The sequence below is a fragment of the Desulfotomaculum defluvii genome (genome assembly GCF_054657375.1).
Map to the genome: position 1 here is coordinate 356,225 of NZ_BAAHYV010000007.1, position 17,059 is coordinate 373,283.

17 protein-coding genes and 1 pseudogene are annotated in these 17,059 nt (G+C 36.3%); 15 read left to right on the plus strand and 3 right to left on the minus strand.

Annotated features, from left to right (window positions below):
- Window positions 1-701 precede the first annotated feature (701 nt).
- Both ACYQ03_RS08810 and istA read right to left on the minus strand, forming a co-directional pair.
- Window positions 702-1,484, minus strand: a complete 783-nt coding sequence (locus ACYQ03_RS08810) for an ATP-binding protein (RefSeq protein ID WP_459909287.1) — start codon at window positions 1,482-1,484, stop codon at window positions 702-704.
- Window positions 1,477-3,024 carry an IS21 family transposase gene (istA, locus tag ACYQ03_RS08815; RefSeq protein WP_459908223.1) on the minus strand — a complete coding sequence of 516 codons (1,548 nt, stop codon included), beginning with the start codon at window positions 3,022-3,024 and terminating at the stop codon, window positions 1,477-1,479. The genes ACYQ03_RS08810 and istA overlap by 8 nt, the downstream gene beginning before the upstream one ends.
- A gap of 165 nt (window positions 3,025-3,189) precedes the next feature.
- Here istA and ACYQ03_RS08820 point away from each other — a divergent pair, with 165 nt between their 5' ends.
- From ACYQ03_RS08820 to ACYQ03_RS08855, 8 genes are all read left to right on the plus strand, one after another.
- Window positions 3,190-3,402 carry a YpjP family protein gene (locus ACYQ03_RS08820; protein WP_459910784.1) on the plus strand — a complete coding sequence of 71 codons (213 nt, stop codon included), beginning with the start codon at window positions 3,190-3,192 and terminating at the stop codon, window positions 3,400-3,402.
- 144 nt (window positions 3,403-3,546) lie between these two features.
- A complete protein-coding gene (locus ACYQ03_RS08825; protein WP_459909289.1) occupies window positions 3,547-4,095 on the plus strand; it encodes a hypothetical protein in 549 nt (182 codons plus the stop codon).
- Between the two features lie 178 nt (window positions 4,096-4,273).
- Window positions 4,274-4,480: a hypothetical protein gene (locus tag ACYQ03_RS08830; protein ID WP_459909290.1), complete on the plus strand. Its 207-nt coding sequence runs from the start codon at window positions 4,274-4,276 to the stop codon at window positions 4,478-4,480.
- The gene (locus ACYQ03_RS08835; RefSeq protein WP_459909292.1) at window positions 4,428-7,424 is read left to right on the plus strand and encodes a S8 family serine peptidase; all 2,997 of its coding nucleotides are present in this window, start codon (window positions 4,428-4,430) and stop codon (window positions 7,422-7,424) included. Before ACYQ03_RS08830 ends, ACYQ03_RS08835 begins: the two co-directional genes overlap by 53 nt.
- Before the next feature lie 316 nt (window positions 7,425-7,740).
- Window positions 7,741-8,043, plus strand: coding sequence for a hypothetical protein (locus ACYQ03_RS08840; protein WP_459909293.1), 303 nt, complete (start codon window positions 7,741-7,743; stop codon window positions 8,041-8,043).
- 662 nt (window positions 8,044-8,705) lie between these two features.
- Entirely contained in the window at window positions 8,706-9,047 is a 342-nt protein-coding gene (locus ACYQ03_RS08845; protein ID WP_459909295.1) for a PadR family transcriptional regulator, read from the plus strand.
- Window positions 9,038-10,348: an FtsW/RodA/SpoVE family cell cycle protein gene (locus ACYQ03_RS08850; RefSeq protein WP_459909296.1), complete on the plus strand. Its 1,311-nt coding sequence runs from the start codon at window positions 9,038-9,040 to the stop codon at window positions 10,346-10,348. Before ACYQ03_RS08845 ends, ACYQ03_RS08850 begins: the two co-directional genes overlap by 10 nt.
- Window positions 10,349-10,869: 521 nt before the next feature.
- A protein-coding gene (locus ACYQ03_RS08855; protein ID WP_459908225.1) for an IS3 family transposase occupies window positions 10,870-12,122 on the plus strand; the annotation gives its coding sequence in 2 pieces (ribosomal slippage) (window positions 10,870-11,236 and window positions 11,236-12,122; 1,254 coding nt in all).
- A gap of 484 nt (window positions 12,123-12,606) precedes the next feature.
- On the opposite strand, the gene ACYQ03_RS08860 is transcribed toward ACYQ03_RS08855, so the two are convergent.
- A complete protein-coding gene (locus ACYQ03_RS08860; RefSeq protein WP_459909298.1) occupies window positions 12,607-13,485 on the minus strand; it encodes a putative RNA methyltransferase in 879 nt (292 codons plus the stop codon).
- A gap of 496 nt (window positions 13,486-13,981) precedes the next feature.
- On the opposite strand from ACYQ03_RS08860, the pseudogene ACYQ03_RS08865 reads away from it, so the two are divergent.
- The 7 genes and pseudogenes from ACYQ03_RS08865 to ACYQ03_RS08895 form a co-directional block, all read left to right on the plus strand.
- A pseudogene (locus tag ACYQ03_RS08865) lies at window positions 13,982-14,390 on the plus strand (ATP-binding protein); the annotation flags it as partial.
- 81 nt (window positions 14,391-14,471) lie between these two features.
- Window positions 14,472-15,011: a hypothetical protein gene (locus tag ACYQ03_RS08870; protein ID WP_459909299.1), complete on the plus strand. Its 540-nt coding sequence runs from the start codon at window positions 14,472-14,474 to the stop codon at window positions 15,009-15,011.
- 134 nt (window positions 15,012-15,145) lie between these two features.
- Entirely contained in the window at window positions 15,146-15,592 is a 447-nt protein-coding gene (gene terL, locus ACYQ03_RS08875; RefSeq protein WP_459909301.1) for a phage terminase large subunit, read from the plus strand.
- A 58-nt stretch (window positions 15,593-15,650) separates the two neighbouring features.
- On the plus strand, window positions 15,651-16,160 hold the full coding sequence (locus ACYQ03_RS08880; protein WP_459909303.1) for a GNAT family N-acetyltransferase: 510 nt from the start codon (window positions 15,651-15,653) through the stop codon (window positions 16,158-16,160).
- A gap of 174 nt (window positions 16,161-16,334) precedes the next feature.
- The gene (locus tag ACYQ03_RS08885; protein ID WP_459909305.1) at window positions 16,335-16,541 is read left to right on the plus strand and encodes a hypothetical protein; all 207 of its coding nucleotides are present in this window, start codon (window positions 16,335-16,337) and stop codon (window positions 16,539-16,541) included.
- A complete protein-coding gene (locus ACYQ03_RS08890; protein WP_459909307.1) occupies window positions 16,522-16,707 on the plus strand; it encodes a phage portal protein in 186 nt (61 codons plus the stop codon). The genes ACYQ03_RS08885 and ACYQ03_RS08890 overlap by 20 nt, the downstream gene beginning before the upstream one ends.
- On the plus strand, window positions 16,691-16,912 hold the full coding sequence (locus tag ACYQ03_RS08895; protein ID WP_459909309.1) for a capsid assembly scaffolding protein Gp46 family protein: 222 nt from the start codon (window positions 16,691-16,693) through the stop codon (window positions 16,910-16,912). Before ACYQ03_RS08890 ends, ACYQ03_RS08895 begins: the two co-directional genes overlap by 17 nt.
- Window positions 16,913-17,059: the final 147 nt, after the last annotated feature.

Below are 17,059 nucleotides of genomic sequence, written 5' to 3' on the forward strand. Positions count from 1 at the left end.
TGAAAAGCCGTGGATTATTTGTCATGGCTTTTTAATTTTATCATTTTAGCGAATGTGGTAGAAATTATCATATTCTACATTAACAATTCTTCAAATTCGACATTATTTCTAGTATTTTTTAGTAAATTTGTTGAAACCATTTTGGTCACTTAATACTCTTATATATAGAGACAAACAATATCATAATTAGCAAAAATATTAACAATTAACTAGCTTTAAGGCATCTTAGGTCTAGTTTTGGGGATTTTGCGGAATTTTTAAAGGATTTTCAATAGTAATAGATAATTACCAAGTGTACTTCAATTGCTTGGCTTTCCGTTTTAACAGCTTGTTGGGATTTGTAATTTTACATTCTAAAGAGGAGGTGAAAAATCTTGATTATTAATGAGCTATCCCGGTATCCCCCTTAAAAAAGTAATAGTGGATTTAGCAGCAACCGGGTACAGACCTGACAATCACGTGCCCATAAATATGCTGACATAACCACTATTACAGTTCTATTTAACCATATTCTTTGTTAATTCTCAATTGATAAACCACTAAGAATAGATAGGGGGGTATATTGGTGAGGAATTTCAGTGTGTATTCCGATCAAATAAGACCACCTTCACGGGCAAAGAGGGCCACCTTGACGGTAAGTGAAGGCCACTATCACGGTCGTCAAGGCCACCCTCTTTACACAGCGTTAGTTAATCAAATTACTATGTTTGATTCGGCATCTTAGTGGCCGTTGCTTTCAAACCATGTCTTTCGCGCATAGAGACTTGTCCATCAATAATGATCTCAAAAGCATTATGAATGATACGGTCAATGATTGCTTCGGAGATCGGTCCCTCATTGGACGGGCTGATGCGTTCATACCAGCCTTTAGGAGCATATTGAGCGCAGAGAATCAGAGAACCACGGTGAATCCTAGCTTCAATGATCTCTAAGAGGTCGTAGGATTCTTGCTGGGTGAGACAACGAATGAGCCATTCGTCAACAATAAGCAAATCGGGCTTTTGGTAAGATTTGATCACCTTTCGGAAAGTCCCTAGTCCTTTTGCCACATTCAACTCGGTCAGTAACTCTGGCATTCGAATGTAACGCACACTTTTGAATTTTCGACAGGCAGCAATTCCTAGGGCGCAAGCAATCCATGTCTTTCCGTTACCGGAGGCTCCTTCTAAAATTAGATGATGTCCTTGGTCAATGTAAGAACAGGTGGACAAGCGCAGCATCTGTACCTTATCGAGCTTGCGATCAGGATGGTACTCAATGCCTTCAATAGAAGCTTCGGGATTGGAGAATTGAGCACTTCTGATGTAACGATTCAACTTGTTGGCCTGCCGCTTACTCCACTCGGCGTCAACTAATAGGGCAAGACGTTCTTCAAAAGATAGTTTTACATACGTTTCATGATCCAATAGTTGTTCTTCCAGGGATTGGGCCATCGCTCCCATTCGCATTTGGCGAAGGGTTTCGACTGTAGATTGATTAATCATTCTTCTCACCTCCAAAGTAGGCCGCCCCTCTAGTAAAGCCATAACGGCTTCCCGGGTTGGTTTCGTTTGGCGATGATTGTTGATCTACTTTATCTTGACCGGTTCTAAGTATAGTGTTGATGATTTTAATGCTAGGTGCGGGAGTATAGGCCAATGCACGAGAGCAAGCTCTTTCAAGGCGTGCATGTCCATAACGATCAGCCAGCCTTGTTAGACTAGCACAGGCTTTAAATCCCTGCTCCACAACGGAGCCTGCGGCTAAAAACTGTTTGACTGTGAGAAGTGTACTTGAACCGATACTCGCAGACCATTCCAAAAACGCTGTTTCATTGTACATCAGATATTTCTTATGATTGTCTGGCATATGCTCCACTTTGACAATGGGTTCGCGATGCCGGACTGCTTCACGAGGAAAGGAAGCCACCCTGGATCCATTAAAGAATGCCTCTACGGTGCGACTCGTTAGACGAATATTGACCTCTTCGCCGATTAAATCGAAGGGAACGGAATATTTGTTTTTTCCGTCTGTTATGAGATAATCAGATTGAACTACGGCAGTGGACCATACTGCGAGTTCATACGGGGAAGCAGGCAGAGGCTTTAGAAATGGTTTCTCTTCATCCAAAAACGCCGACAGTCTGCTTCCCTCTCTTTTCTGGAATGGTTTTGCGTTGAATTCCTCCAGTTTAAGGAAGATGGCATCGTTTAATTCTTGAATGGTAAAGAATTTTTCATTTCTCAAAGCCGCACAAATCCACGTAGCTGTGTGATTCACGGTGCCTTCGACATTGGGTTTATCCTTCGGTCGTTCCACTCGGGTAGGTATAATCGCGGTATCATAATGCGCCGCCATTTCATTGTAACTTCGGTTTAAAACAGTCTCGAAACGGGTGTTTTTAATCACCCCGGTCTTTAAATTATCGGGAATAACAATCCGTGTAACACCACCAAAATAGTTGTATGCATGAACATGGGCGGTGATCCAGTTTTCGGTAACCATACTTGGAAAAGCTTCAACATAAGCGTAGCAACTACAGGGCAATACACCAACAAATATATAAGCCTCGCTTTGTTCACCGGTTACTTTATCATAGATTGACATGTTGTTTCCGGCCCAATCCACCTCAAAAGCATCACCTGGCTTCCGCTTAATCCTCATAGTGGCTTTTGTGGCCCGAGCCCACCGTCGATAGTTATCACAAAACTGAGTGTATTGGTAGTGTGTTGCATCTTCTGAATAACACTTTTCGCAATACTCAGCCCACAACAGTGTTAAAGTAACACCTGGTTTTGCCAATTCCTTATGCATCTGTGCGTAATCGGGAATTCGCTTGGCGTTTGAATCAAGCTGTGCCGGAAAAAACATCTCATAAATCATCTGATTGGACATTTCATCTGGCAATGGCCAAGAAAGACCGTGAATTGTCGCTAGCCTAAAGACTTGGCTAACCGTGTCTCGAGAGCTGCGCACGCTAGCTGCAATTTGACGTTGGCTGTAGTCTAAGCTTCGCAGTCTCAAGATCTCTCGATAATTAATCATAATTATCATACCTCCTATAACGTTGTCACACTCAAAGTGTGCACTTTTCATTATAGGCGAGATTCTTCCGTCAATATATAGTGGCCTTGTCGTTTCGTGATGGTGGCCTTCTTACACCGTTTTACTGGCCTTATTTCTCCGTGATAGTGGCCTTATCTTATCGTAATATACAGGCCAGGTAGCGGAGGAAGAGTGTTTAAGTTAGTTAGTAAAAAGCAAGGTGAAGTATTCCGATTTGACGTTGACTTACTTAAGAAATATAATGGCTACTATATTTACCCGCATTATCATGTTAAGCCAAATTTAAATGATCATCACAGTCTAATATCTGGAGATGGTACTATTTATTGGGGTAAAGATAAACCACCTGGTTTTTAGAAAAAATTTTAATATCTGAAGTTTAATATCTCTATAATTTAGATTAGGATCGGTGTAATGTTATTGTACATTGGAATATAATGACATTCCCGATCCTAAACAATGACTATAGTTTAAAGCGTTACATGTGGAGGTTAATACAGAATGAGTAATTATTTAAAATATTACAATTGTTACTTAAAAATAAATGATTTAATTGATTCTGAAATAATAGAGATTATTACTCGTATTTTAAAAGAAAAACCTTCGGAAAAGGTAGAAGGTAGATTTGTAAAATTAGAGACAATAGAGAATAGTTGCAATGTACAGTATAGAATTAAATTAACCGATGAAGAAATAGAAAAATTAAAAAAACGAGTTGATTTTGCGAAGAAGTTTGTAAGAGAATACAGACATTTTCATATTACTTTATACAAAGAAATAAATAAAAATGGTGATTTGTCAATTGAATGTGAGGATGAAGGAACAGCACGTGAGAGAAAAGATGGTAGTTGGGATTTATATTATGACGAAGGTTCTTTACAAAATTATTTGGAAATAAACGATGAAATCATTATATTAAATGTTCCAAATAGCGACATAAAGAGTTTAGACGATATTGAGAATAGGTTTAAAAGCTGGGTTGATGAGCAGAAAAGGAAGATTGCAGAGAAGTATTTCATCAATTTTCCTCCAACGAAATTAATTAAATAACAGAAAATGAGAATGGAATACTACGGTGATCTTCATGATAACCGTGAATCAGCTTTTAAATTTGATTAGAGATAATCCCAATTTCTATTGTTCACTGGCTGCTTCGAAAAGTGGAAGTCTTGGTGTAATCATTTCTTCAGCGAAATCCAAAATATTTTTAATATTGGGGTAGGAGAACTTGAAATATTTAGTTTTAATCCTTGCTATTATTTCGCCCATTTGGGGAACTAGTATTGCTATTGCTGATGAAGAAACAACATATAATCACGAAGAAAAAGAAATTCTTGTTAAATATAAAGATGAAGCAGTAGAAGCTTGGGGAAACCGCTTATTTGGAACCAGGGAAGGGTATATTTTTAAGCCAGCAAAAGATACCTGTTGCTGAAGATCTTCTGCCCGAAATAGGAGTCGTCAAAAATAAGATTCCCCCTTCTTTAAGTATGCAGGCGGCAATAAAGGCTTTTGAGAAGGATGAACGGGTTCAGTTTGTTGCTACAAATGATACTCGAATGTTAGATCCGAATATGATTAAATCAGAATCCGAAAGTGGTAGTAAATCAGTTTGTGATAAAGTATACCAAAACCCACTATCAAATGAACAATGGTCTATAAAGCAGTTTGACATACCAGAAATTCTTGAAGAAATTGATGATTCTGAGATTAAACAAATTACCGTTGCTATTCTAGATACAGGAGTCGACCTTCAACATGAAGATCTGAAAGATGCTTTAGTAAAAGGATATAACTTTATTAGCAATAATGAAGATACAAACGATGATTATGGCCACGGAACACATATTTCGGGAATAGTAGGAGCAGTAAACAATGATAAAGGAATTGTTGGAGTGGCCTCTGGTGTTAAAATAATGCCTGTAAAAATTCTAAACAATCAGGGTTCGGGGGATGTAATGACAGAAATTAAAGGTATCATTTGGGCTGTAAATAACGGAGCAAACATGATTAACCTCAGCGTGGGTGGAAGAAGGTATAAGGACGGAGTAGATGCATTCAACCCCGTTGAATACGCTGCAATTCAGTATGCAATCAGTAAAGGGGTTGTTGTTGTAGCTGCTACTGGAAATTATTCAGAGGCGGTTTCCTATCCAGCAGCATATCCAGATGTAATTGCTGTAACATCAGTTAACCAGTTGGGGGATTATTCAATATTTAATAACTTTGGGGAAGAAGTTAGCATAGCAGCACCAGGTGAGGATATTTACAGCACAATGCCTGGCAATACATACGAATTTCAGAATGGTACATCTGTTGCCGCCCCATTTGTCACGGGATTAACAGCATTAATTCTAGCAAAAAACAATCAGTTAAACCCTTATGAAGTAAAGCAAATTATTGAAGCTGGGGCTGATGATAAGGGAGAGCCAGGAAAAGATGATCAGTATGGTTACGGAATTGTTAATCCCAAAAGTAGCATAGGATTGCCTCTTGTAAAAGTCAAATCATCCTCATCCAATATGTTTTATCCAGAAAAATCTCTTCAATTCTCTTTGATTATGGAAGATATTAATCAAAATGTTCAGTCATCGGTATCTAATGATGTATACCAGGATCTATATAGTTTTGAAATTGATTTTGATAAGTCTTATGGGAATTACTTTTATGGTAATTATCATTTAGAAAAGGAGTCGGTCGTTAGTATAGTATATGGAAAAGGTGAACAAGAGGTTTTACTCAAGGAACCTGGTTTTTATGAAACACGAACATGTTCTTTAAATCAGGAATATGCCGGGAATCGCTATAAATTCACCTTGTTTCCGGAAGCACCTAAAGCAAATCTTAAAAGTGGATATTATCAGTTGCCAATAAATTTGGAACTTTCTACTTCTTTAGATGAAGGCACTGTCTACTATACAACTGATGGAGAATCCCCTTTAAAAGATGGGAAACTAAGATCAGAAGCAAAATGCTATTCTGAACCGATTAGAATAACAGATGATGTGAATATTAATGCTATAACCATTTTAGGGAAATTTACAAGCTCAGTGGCTTCTTATTGGTACAGACAACCTATCCTAGATCCTCTATTGGAAATTGAAGAAGAGAACCCAATTATTGAAACAGATAATTATATTCTTAAAGTTGAGGAGCTAGGAAATTGCAATGTATATACACTTGAACTTAAAGATTATATTCAACTTAAAGATACACAATACTTCACCATTGATTTATCACAAACTAGCGTTGGTTCAAGTTATGATAAGATTTTGAGATCAAAAAGTATTTTAAAAAAGTTCGCGGATTTAAAAATAGGTGTAATAATAAAATATTCTGATTTTGATTTAATTATACCTTATGACCAAGTTTATAAAATGAAAAGCATCGACATCAATCAAATACAACTTGAAATTATTAGTTTGATAAGGGAAACAGCGGAGAAACAGCTACCATTATTTCAAGACGAGGTAAAGAATATAAATCTATCATCAAATATCGTAAAAACAGACTTACGCTACTTTAAGGATGGGGAAGAGTTTTTCCCAGAGGAAACAAGTGATATTAGATTGAAGCTAACTATTAGGCTGAAAAAAGAGGAATCTCAAGATGGCCAATGGTTAGATTTGAGGAAAATGGGAGTATTCAAGTTAGTTGATGGAATATCATATGAATACTATGGAGGAGAACTCGATATCAGTGATAATTGCTTTAAAATTGAAGTAAAACCAGAAAAACAAATACTATTTGCTGCTGAAAATAACCAGAGTTTTAAAGATATTCAAAACCATTGGGCACAAAAATATATTGAAGTGCTTGCATCAAGACAGATTATACAAGCTTTTAATGAAGGAGACTTTTTTCCTGATGAAACAATCAGCAGAGCTGAGTTTGTAACAATGCTTGTTAAAGCATTAGAGCGAGAAGAAAGAGAAATCAGAAATGAGTATCAGGGATATTTTAAAGATGTTCTAGAAGAAGAATGGTATTCAACCTACATTGAGAAGGCTAAGGAAATTGGCTTAATAAGTGGAACTAGTGAAGACTTATTTAAACCGGAAAAAAGTTTAACCAGAGAAGAGGCTTTAATCATTTTAATGCGTATTTACGAAATGTCAAAGAAAAATAACTACTTATTTTTTGAAGATTGGAAGGTTGTTATTTTACTAAACGAAGAAAGAGTTGCTCAGAGTAAAATATCGGTAATTGACATTAATGAAGTAAGTGACTGGGCAAAGCCAGAAATAATTAAAGGGCTAGATACAGGTATTATTTGCGGATATCCAGATGGAACAATAAGACCTAAAAATGTGCTTACAAAAGCCGAGGCTTCAGTATTAATGGTAAAACTTTTTGAAAAATGTTCTAGTAATCGGTAAGTTAAGTGCATAGAAGAAAAAATATGGAAAATTAGTTGGCGTCTAATAGAGTTCGCAGATAGTTTCTAAAAGAACTAATTAAACAATTCAAATAATAAGGTTACTGTTGTAAAATATAACTGGGGAAATATTTCCTCAGCTTTTGTTTTTAATGCTCGAATCAGTATATCTTGGGGGTTCAGAATGATTAAGAAACGTCAATACCACATTTGGCAGTATAAACTTGATTATCTTACCGAAATTGATGGCAATCTGATGCTTGAGAAAATTATTTTTCATGTCATCTAATCGAAATGTGACAGGAGTGACGAGAAGTATGCGTTTCTCTGAAATTGAACTTCAGAAAATATCTAATAAAGGATTCAAGAATATTACATTGGAAGAGGAAATTACATTTAATATTTTGAATTTTATCCACTGCATCCATTTAAATAAACATGATTTCTACAAGGAATCCTTTGATTCACAGCTATTTGGAAACTTGGACATGACATTTAAAAAGAGTGGAAACAGTTTAATAGGTCATTGTCAGGTTATTATTAAGAATAAAAACAGGATTATGGATTATTTGTTTACTGAAAATGGATTTGAGCTAATGCAGGATGTTTTGAAGGAATAGAACTGAAGGTCAACCTTTCAGTTCTTTTGATATATGGGGGTCAACTGGTCTTCAGTCAAGATTTCGGACAGATTAAAAGTAGAAATAATTCCAGTTTATTAATTTAACACGCTAAAGCATTCTCGAAATAAAGGACCATCAGTTTGAAGGCTCTTTAGAGTTTTCTATAATACTCGCAGCAACTATGGTTTTTTATAAAGCTGGAAGAAGGTGCCGGAGGGTGGCATACTACTAACAGGTAACCACTCGGTGTCGAAGGCCAAGGAGCTTTTTCCAGAGTCAGACACCCCTGGGGCACGCCTATTCCTTCAATCACCCGCGGCCTGTTTGATCGGTGAAATTTTGCGTAAAGTGCAACCCCCTAAACAAAATGTGCCCTTAAATAATACGTTAACGGGTTCCATTTTGGAGTTCAAAAATTAAATTGGTTTAAGAAATGACACTCAGATTGACAATAATCTAGGGTGTCATTTCTACTTTTTTGGCAAAGGAAAATGTTTATTAATTACTACGATTTTACAATAATTTTGACCTCGGATTTATCAGAAGGCATTAGCTAAAACAAATACCCAGTATTGACAAAAGAATGGATGCCTTTTACAATAATACATAGAATTACGATGTATCGTGAGTCTATGCTATTGAGAGGTGATACTATTCTAATGAAAATTAACAAGGAATTGCTTAAGGGAAGTACCGTGATCCTTATTCTAAAACTACTTGAACAGAAACCTATGTATGGATATGAAATGATTAAAGAAATTGAAAATGCTTCAGAAGGGGTGTTTGCTTTTAAAGAAGGAACTCTTTATCCAATTCTACATTCTTTAGAGTCTGAAGAAATGGTTGAAGCATACTGGTCAGACTTTGCCGGTGGTCGGCAAAGAAAATACTATCGCATAACAAACAAAGGTCGTTTACAACTAAAAGAAAAATGTAAGGAGTGGGTTGTGTTTCGTTCAACAGTTGATAAGGTTCTAGGGGAGGTTATCTTATGTCGATAGAACAGAATTGTAAGGTACAGGGCTATTTGAAGAATGTTTGTTCTCATATTAAATGGACTGAGACCCACCAACAAGTTAAACAAGAATTGCTTACACATATAGAGGATTGTATATCGGAGTACGTTGCTGAGGGCTTACCTGAGCAGGAAGCAATACAGAAGGCCATAGATAGGATGGGTGATTCAGAGACATTAGGCAAACAATTACATCAAACTCATAGGCCCCCCACCGATTGGAAATTGTTATTCATAGTAGCCATATTAACGGGAATAGGCTTAATTGCACTATATTCCATAGAAATGCAGGGCTTATTGACAGGGCGGGTTTCAGTACCGGTTTTTTCCAGGAGTTTGTCCTATACTCTTTTAGGTTTGGTAGCACTTTTAGGAATGACCTATTTTGACTACAGAAAGCTAAAAGTTTATGGTTGGCATTTATTTGCCGGAACCATGTTTGTCTGGTTAATGATACTGGTGTTAAGTAATACAGTTATTAATGGTAAACCATACCTGAATCTAGGTTTTATTGTTATTAACTATGTAGATGCTGTTACCCCGGCGTTTCTGGCAGTAGCCTTGGCCAGTATCTTTATCAACAAGGAATGGTCAAAAAACAGTTGGTTTCTAAGCCCTGTTTTGTTGCTGGTAGTTCCTGATATATTTTATATAATGAGTAGTTCTTGGGCTACCGCCGGTATATACACAGTGATGTTTCTAGCCATAATGTTACTCTCTGGTGTTGATAAAAAACAGTTAATATGCATTGCTTCAATACCGATTAGTCTGTTTGTTTTCTCTATCTTAACTGCACCCTATAGATTAAGTAGATTACTATCGTTTATTAACCCCTATACTGATCCAACAGGCAGTGGGTATTTATATATCCAATCAATTGAAGCCATTAAATCTGCCGGGCTATGGGGCCAGGGGTTCAGTATGGTGGTAAATTTACCTGAGATTCATACTGATTTTATTTTTCCCTATATAGTACATGCCTTTGGCTGGGTTGCTGGTGCGGTAGTTGTCGTTCTAGCGCTGGCTTTGGTGGGTATAATGATGAGTGTGGCTATTAAGATAAAGGATAGGTACGGAAGACTAATGGTTGGTGGATTAACCTGTATTTTCGCGATGCACTTTATCTGGAATATTCTAATGACTTTAGGATACGCTCCTTTAAGTGATATTAATCTACCGTTCTTCAGTTATGGTGGTTCTCAAACATTTATTAACATGGCTATTATTGGTCTTGTATTAAGTGTTTATAGACGTAAAGGTTTACTATCTAAAGCGCATCTTAATTGACAAACTAATAACAATAAATCTTTAGCATTAAGCCAGGAGGACCTAAAAAGCGCAAGAGGTGTCTAGTCACCTTTTGCGCTTTTTAAATCGGCCATGAGCAGTCTTATATCATTTTAAATAAATAATATCCCATTCAGAGTAAATTTCTTATCTGTAAGCCCCATTCTTGGGGTGGCCTCTAAGGCATCGTATGATTTAAAAGATACACAAAAGTTATAATAAGTTCTCAGTATAGTTATTGCATACTGGTATGATTAAGTCATAAACCTGCCAATCTGGCAGGTTTATATACTTTAGACATCTCATTTTAGAGAATCAGAATTAGTATGTTAGTGGATAGTACATCAATAAAACGCCCTAATATTGAAGTTTAGAGCCACCGTTCCGTTTATCCCTGGCTTTCTAAATGGAACGGTGGCTATATTTGGCCGGAGACTTGGCTCTCACTTTCTGGAACTGAACTGAACCCCAATAGTTGGACACCATGATATAATCATTTTGTAGACGAAAGGAGTCCAAAGATGGGGATAAAGGGCCGTAAACTAAAACAGTATTCAGGGGATTTTAAGGTTAGTGCTGTTGAAGAAGTGCTTATCAATCATATGGGTCTACGAGAGACAGCTCGAAAATATGGTGTAACCCATAAGATGATTCAAACTTGGATGCGTTTGTATCTTGAAAAAGGTAAGAAGTCGCTTTACAGAGATATATCTAAACATAATGACCAGCTAGTTAGTGAAATTCCACCTCCACAAGACTCAGATCCTAAAGATATAGCTATATTAAGAAAATCAAAGAATTCCAAGGTTGACGAGTCTTCATTGCCTGATGAAGTCAAAAGAGAACTCAACAGGCTAAGAATGGAGAACGAATATCTAAAAAAGTTAAACGCCTTAGTCCGGAAAAAGGAAAAGTCACAGCCAAAGATAAAGCTCAAATAGTACACGAGCTAAGGCATAAATACAAAGTTACTGAGCTTATTAAAATAGCAGATATTCCAAGAAGCACTTATTATTATTGCACGAAAAACCAATGTAAACCGGATAAGTATGCAACGGTTCGGCCGTTAATAGTGCAGATCTTCAATGAAAATAAGGGTCGTTACGGTCACCGTAGAATAACTGCTGAGTTAAAAAAGAAAGGTATAACTATCAACCATAAAACTGTACTCAAGCTAATGAATGAATTAAATCTGCATTGTTTCGTACGAATAAAAAAATACAACTCGTACCGAGGTAATGTCGGAAAAGTTGCCCCCAACCTATTAAACCGAGAATTTGAAGCAACAAAACCCAATGAAAAGTGGGTTACCGATGTTACAGAGTTTCATCTCTATGGCCAGAAGCTATATCTATCCCCCATATTAGATCTCTATAATGGGGAAATTATCAGCTATGATATTTCTTACCATCCACGATTTCATCAAGTTATGACGATGTTAAACCGGGCTTTTGAAAGAATTCCCGATGGTACTGAACTAATCCTACACTCGGATCAAGGATGGCAATATCGCATGGCAGCTTACCAAGAAGCCTTAAAGAAAAAAGGAATCCGCCAGAGCATGTCACGCAAGGCTACCTGCCTAGATAATGCCGTAATGGAAAACTTCTTTGGCCACCTTAAATCTGAGTTACTTTATAACCAGGAATTTAATTCTGTAGAACACTTTGTCCAGGAACTCCATGCGTACCTAGACTACTATAATTCCAAAAGAATAAAGAAAAAACTTAATTACATGAGTCCGATAGAATACAGATTGCAGAAAACGGCTTAATGATGATGATTTTCCTTGGGAACTTGTTTTGTGTATAGAAGACTTATCCTCCAATTAAGGGGCCTCTTTTGGCATACTTAAATAACTGGAACAGTCAGTAAACCTGTTTGAGTTTAAACATAAATCTGTCTAACTTTTGGGGTACAGTTCAATGTTCATCAAATAGAGCCACAGTGTTCATATGAGAGCCACTCAATTAGTTTTGGACTATATAAACAAATTCACCTCTTAATTATAGGCAGTAATTACTACGTATCATACGGATGTGGAATAGTAAAGATGTTTTGATGAAGAGTAGCTATATGCGAACCTAGAATTTTGTTATTACCTTATCTTACAAGATGAAGTTTATTACGATGTACCAGACAATACACAAGCAAGCAATCCCAACGCCTTTTTCAACTCTTGAGCCATCAGGCATATTAGTAGTATTCCATTAAACACAAAACCCAGCTCTGTGAATTTACACGGCTGGGTTTAGTGTTTAAGCTATTTTACCTACAAGAATAGTTAAGTCTACGGTGACTTCACTTAAAGTCATTTCTAGTGCCTTTTGGAAGCGTTCTTTAGTAGCTCCCCATGATAGGGGTGTCATTTGGATAAGGGATTCGATCTGTGTGTGATCTAGGTTTACAATGTAGCGTAACCGATCAATTTCCACAAGGTTAAACTTATTCCTAAAAAGCTCTATGGTTTTGTCATTGGAATAGACCTGTTTATCAGTGTGTTCATAAAATACATCTCTTATTTCCTGGAGATAGCCCCTTTCGGGAATCACCTTGATGACCATTCCCCCTGGGGAAATCATTCGTTTAAATTCGCTATAATTTGCTGGAGTTAAAATATTTAAAATGAAGTTAAATTGGTTATCGGCTAAAGGAGCTTTTGCAAGATCCCCAACGCACCAAATCGTATTCGGATATTCCTTTGAAGCTAAACAAATACCTTCTTTGGAAATATCTAAACCTACCCCCAAAAGATCCTTCTCTATATTTTGGGATACTATTTCTTGTATCATTGATAGATTTGAACCTTCACCGCATCCAACATCTAGTATTTTAATCTGTTTATTTTGGCATTCAGAATTACTCATAATAATTCTACTTATCTTTTTAATCATAGGTAGAAAAAAGTCAGTTCTACAAATAGTTCTTCGGGATTCAAACATTTGACTATTGTATTTTGTTTGTGTGGCACGAGATAACATATTTATATAGCCCTGCTTTGATATGTCAAAGCAATGCTGGTTGGTACAGATTAAACTTTTTAGGTTAATCAACTTCATCCGCTCATAACATAATGGACACCTAAAAAGATATTCGTTCTGTGCAAATATACCTGTATTTAGTTTGTTTTTAGACATAAAAAAGCACCCCATTCATCCGTTGTACGTGAATGAAAAAAGGCACAGTCAAATAAACCCAAGCCCATAAGTTGAGCCGAGCCTAAGTGGTCTGTACCTTACATTACCGTAAACGAATAAATTGGATGATCACAGCTAAAAACATCTCCTAAATAAGTAATAGTTTTGGAACTTAATTATTATAACACCTATCACTGTTCACCGCAAATTTACAATATATCGTAGGGTTTAGAATCTGGTTCCTCAGTCCAAGTTTGCAATGAACAGTACATCCATGTTATGCAGTATTAAGGGTACTAGAGGCAGTTTCAGGTGGCTCTCTTGAGTACCATGATGGCTCTATTACATGCACATGGTGGCTCCCACACATCGGAACGGTGGCTCTATCTCAGCATATTATTCAGCGTGTGGATAAATCTAAATCAGAAGATAATTACTCTGCCTAATTGATATATTTTTTAGAGGTTTGACGACAACTTTATTGACAAACGCCGACGGTAAAACTTATCTAGCTTGCGCTTTTGGAGTTGCTGCATGTCGCCAGTTCTATAGAGCTAGGTATGTTCGGCTACCTGATCTGATTGATGAATTGGCAATCGCCAGAGGTGAGGGCATTTTCCAAAAGGTTATTAAGCAATATAAGAAATTCAATCTCCTGATACTGGATGAATGGCTTCTAACACCTTTAAAAGGACCCGAGGCACGAGACCTTCTAGAAATAGTGGAATCAAGACATCAGACCGGTTCAACCATTTTCTGCTCCCAGTTCGATCCAAGAGGGTGGCATGAAAAAATAGGTGAAGTAACCTTAGCAGATTCCATTTTAGACCGTATTGTTTGATTCCTATAATAATCTGATTGATGGTGAGATATCTATGAGAGAACGACATGGTTTAGAAAAATAGTGATCTGGGGTCACCACTAAAAGTGGTGGCCCTATTAATGTCATAAGTGGTTCAAAAATATGGCATAGTTGGATCTTTTCTATGGCAATAATCAGTAGAGGTGGCCTAGCTGCTTGCATAATGATTCGTGGTATTGACGGTTCACTTAGAGGCATCCATTTCAAGCAGCACAGGCCACAACTGGTTCTATTAGATGACCTACTCAAAGATGATACCGCCAAATCAGATGCCAAACGTGAGCAAGTCAAGAATACATTTACCGATGTTGTAATTCCAATCGGAACCAGGGATACCAATATATTAATCTGTGGAACCGTTCTCCATGAAGAAGATTTGATGGCTGAATTACTGAGAGGAAAAATTCCTGGGGTTAGGAGTATTAAAAAATCAGCAGTAATAAGTTTTGCTGAACGAGATGATCTTTGGAGTGAATGGGAATCTAAATATAATAATCTCCAGGACTTGGATAGGATAGAAACTGCCAAGTCCTTTTTTTATGCCCATGAAGAAGAAATGTTGGAAGGCACAGAAATATTGTGGTCAGAGTATCTTGATTACTATTATCATGTGCAAAAAGCAAGCAATGGGAGACAAATCCTTCTACAAAGAAATGCAGAATGATCCACGCAGCACCGATGATTATATTTTTCAGGATATTCAATACTGGGACAGGCTTCCTGATTTTGAGGATATGGAAGTTGTCTTATATATTGATCCAGCAATAAAGGCTGGAAAACCGAAATGACTATTCAACTTTGACAGTTTTAGGAAAGCACTTCAAGACAAAACAGAAGTATGTTATTGATGGCAGTATCTATAAGTTGCTGCCGGATGATTTATTCCAGATTGCCATTGAAAAATTACAGCAATATCCAATTGGCAAAATTGGCTTTGAAACTACACAGGCTCAAAGCTACATGAAGCAAAAATTTGAGGAAGAACTCTGGAAAAATAAGATATATACTCCTGTAGTTGAAGTGATTAGTAAAGGCCAGAAACATGAAAGAATTATCTCTTTGGAACCGGAAATTAAGAAAGGGCATATCCTATTCAACTCTTCCAATATTAGGTATAATAATCAAATAAAGGATTACAACAAGTCAGCCAAGTTTGATGATGCCCCTGATAGCCTGTATGGGGCTGTTCAGTTGGTTGAAGGGGTTAAGAGTTTGAAGTTTTATGATAGGAGTTTATTGTTTTGAAATAATCAATGGCTTTTGTGAATTAATAAGAGTTATTTTGTAAAAGGGGTAGAAGAGAATGACCTTAAATAGAATAAATACGGATCGGTTAGTAATAATACCGATAACATTTGAAATTACTTCATCTTTATTAACAGGCAGCTTTAAAGAAATCGAAAAATTAGGAATTAATACTGATGGTAGCTGGCCTACAGAAGATACGATGGATATTTTACCTATCATAAATAAATCATTAGAAGTAGAGAAGATTCCAAGTGGATTTGAAACTTGGATGATAGTTAGAAAAGATAATATGAAAATAATTGGTGATATTGGGTTTTATGGTAAACCAAACGAAAAAGGCGAAGTAGAAGTTGGATTTGGGTTAGTGGAGCATGAAAGAGGAAGGGGATTTGGATTCGAAACTCTTATTGCCATAAAAAATTGGCTATTCAATCAGGAAAACGTAAAAGTTGTTAAGGCACGTTGTTTAATAAATAATACTGCTTCTAAACGAATCTTAGAAAAAGCAGATATGATAGAAATTAAAAGAGATATGGATTTAATATATTGGCAACTTGTTAAGTAAATGGATAAAGAAGATAGATAACAGTATAATGTTAAGTCTGTTAGATTAGAAACTATTGTTTGGACTACGTTCAATTGCTGTATATTTGTGTTTTAGTATAATATTGTTTTATATAACATAATAAATTGGTTGGTTTTAATATTATAAGGGTCTATTATATTTGGAGGTAATATTATGAATATTAATGAAAATGCGATATACTCTTCTTTTATCAACAATATTAGTTACACAGACAAATCTTCTAATGAAAGGACTGAAATAAATTCTAAAGGTATTAACAGTGTGGTTGATTATTCGCAATTTAAACATAATATAATCATTTCGCCTAAAGTATTAGAAAAGATGGGGAAAGATCCCAAATATGCATTGGAATTTCAATGAAAACTGGGCATCTAATACCTCATCATTGGCCTTGCGAAATAAACTTTTGAACCTGGAAAATAGGGTGTCAATGAAAGAAGCAATAATGGAAAAAGTAATCAAACAGAGGTTAAAGAACCTCTTTATTTTTTTGTCCAAAAAACAAGGCTTTGACCATAGCTTCTGAAAAGAAACTTCCTATTAATAAGCTGGTTGACCTATTTATTGCTGGAGATGAAGAAACAATCTTGTCTAATATCAGCAAATTTGAAGAAGTATTTGGCTCCTCAGTACAAGCTGCTGTAGAAGAAAGGCTCAAGGGGGATGGCTATACTCCACCCAATAATAATGGCAATACACAACCTAAAGATTTAAATTTATCTTTGTACTGAAGAGTGGGATGAGAGTGGAAAAATTGGAATAAAAAGGTGGATAATAAAGTTTTCGTTGATATATAATTATCCTCAAGAGTATGCTCATTAACTAAAAGCATACTCTTATATTTCTTATAAAAGGGTGTACAGAAGAATGTGTTTTAA

Excerpts from the sequence above, each read along its gene's own strand:
- ACYQ03_RS08825 (WP_459909289.1), top strand. The coding sequence starts at position 3,547 with ATGAGTAATTATTTAAAATATTACAATTGTTACTTAAAAATAAATGAT.
- ACYQ03_RS08840 (WP_459909293.1), top strand. The coding sequence starts at position 7,741 with ATGCGTTTCTCTGAAATTGAACTTCAGAAAATATCTAATAAAGGATTC.
- ACYQ03_RS08880 (WP_459909303.1), top strand. The coding sequence starts at position 15,651 with ATGACCTTAAATAGAATAAATACGGATCGGTTAGTAATAATACCGATA.
- ACYQ03_RS08860 (WP_459909298.1), bottom strand. The coding sequence starts at position 13,485 with ATGTCTAAAAACAAACTAAATACAGGTATATTTGCACAGAACGAATAT.
- ACYQ03_RS08850 (WP_459909296.1), top strand. The coding sequence starts at position 9,038 with ATGTCGATAGAACAGAATTGTAAGGTACAGGGCTATTTGAAGAATGTT.
- ACYQ03_RS08885 (WP_459909305.1), top strand. The coding sequence starts at position 16,335 with ATGAATATTAATGAAAATGCGATATACTCTTCTTTTATCAACAATATT.
- ACYQ03_RS08845 (WP_459909295.1), top strand. The coding sequence starts at position 8,706 with ATGAAAATTAACAAGGAATTGCTTAAGGGAAGTACCGTGATCCTTATT.
- ACYQ03_RS08890 (WP_459909307.1), top strand. The coding sequence starts at position 16,522 with ATGCATTGGAATTTCAATGAAAACTGGGCATCTAATACCTCATCATTG.
- ACYQ03_RS08870 (WP_459909299.1), top strand. The coding sequence starts at position 14,472 with ATGGCAATAATCAGTAGAGGTGGCCTAGCTGCTTGCATAATGATTCGT.
- istA (WP_459908223.1), bottom strand. The coding sequence starts at position 3,024 with ATGATTAATTATCGAGAGATCTTGAGACTGCGAAGCTTAGACTACAGC.
- ACYQ03_RS08810 (WP_459909287.1), bottom strand. The coding sequence starts at position 1,484 with ATGATTAATCAATCTACAGTCGAAACCCTTCGCCAAATGCGAATGGGA.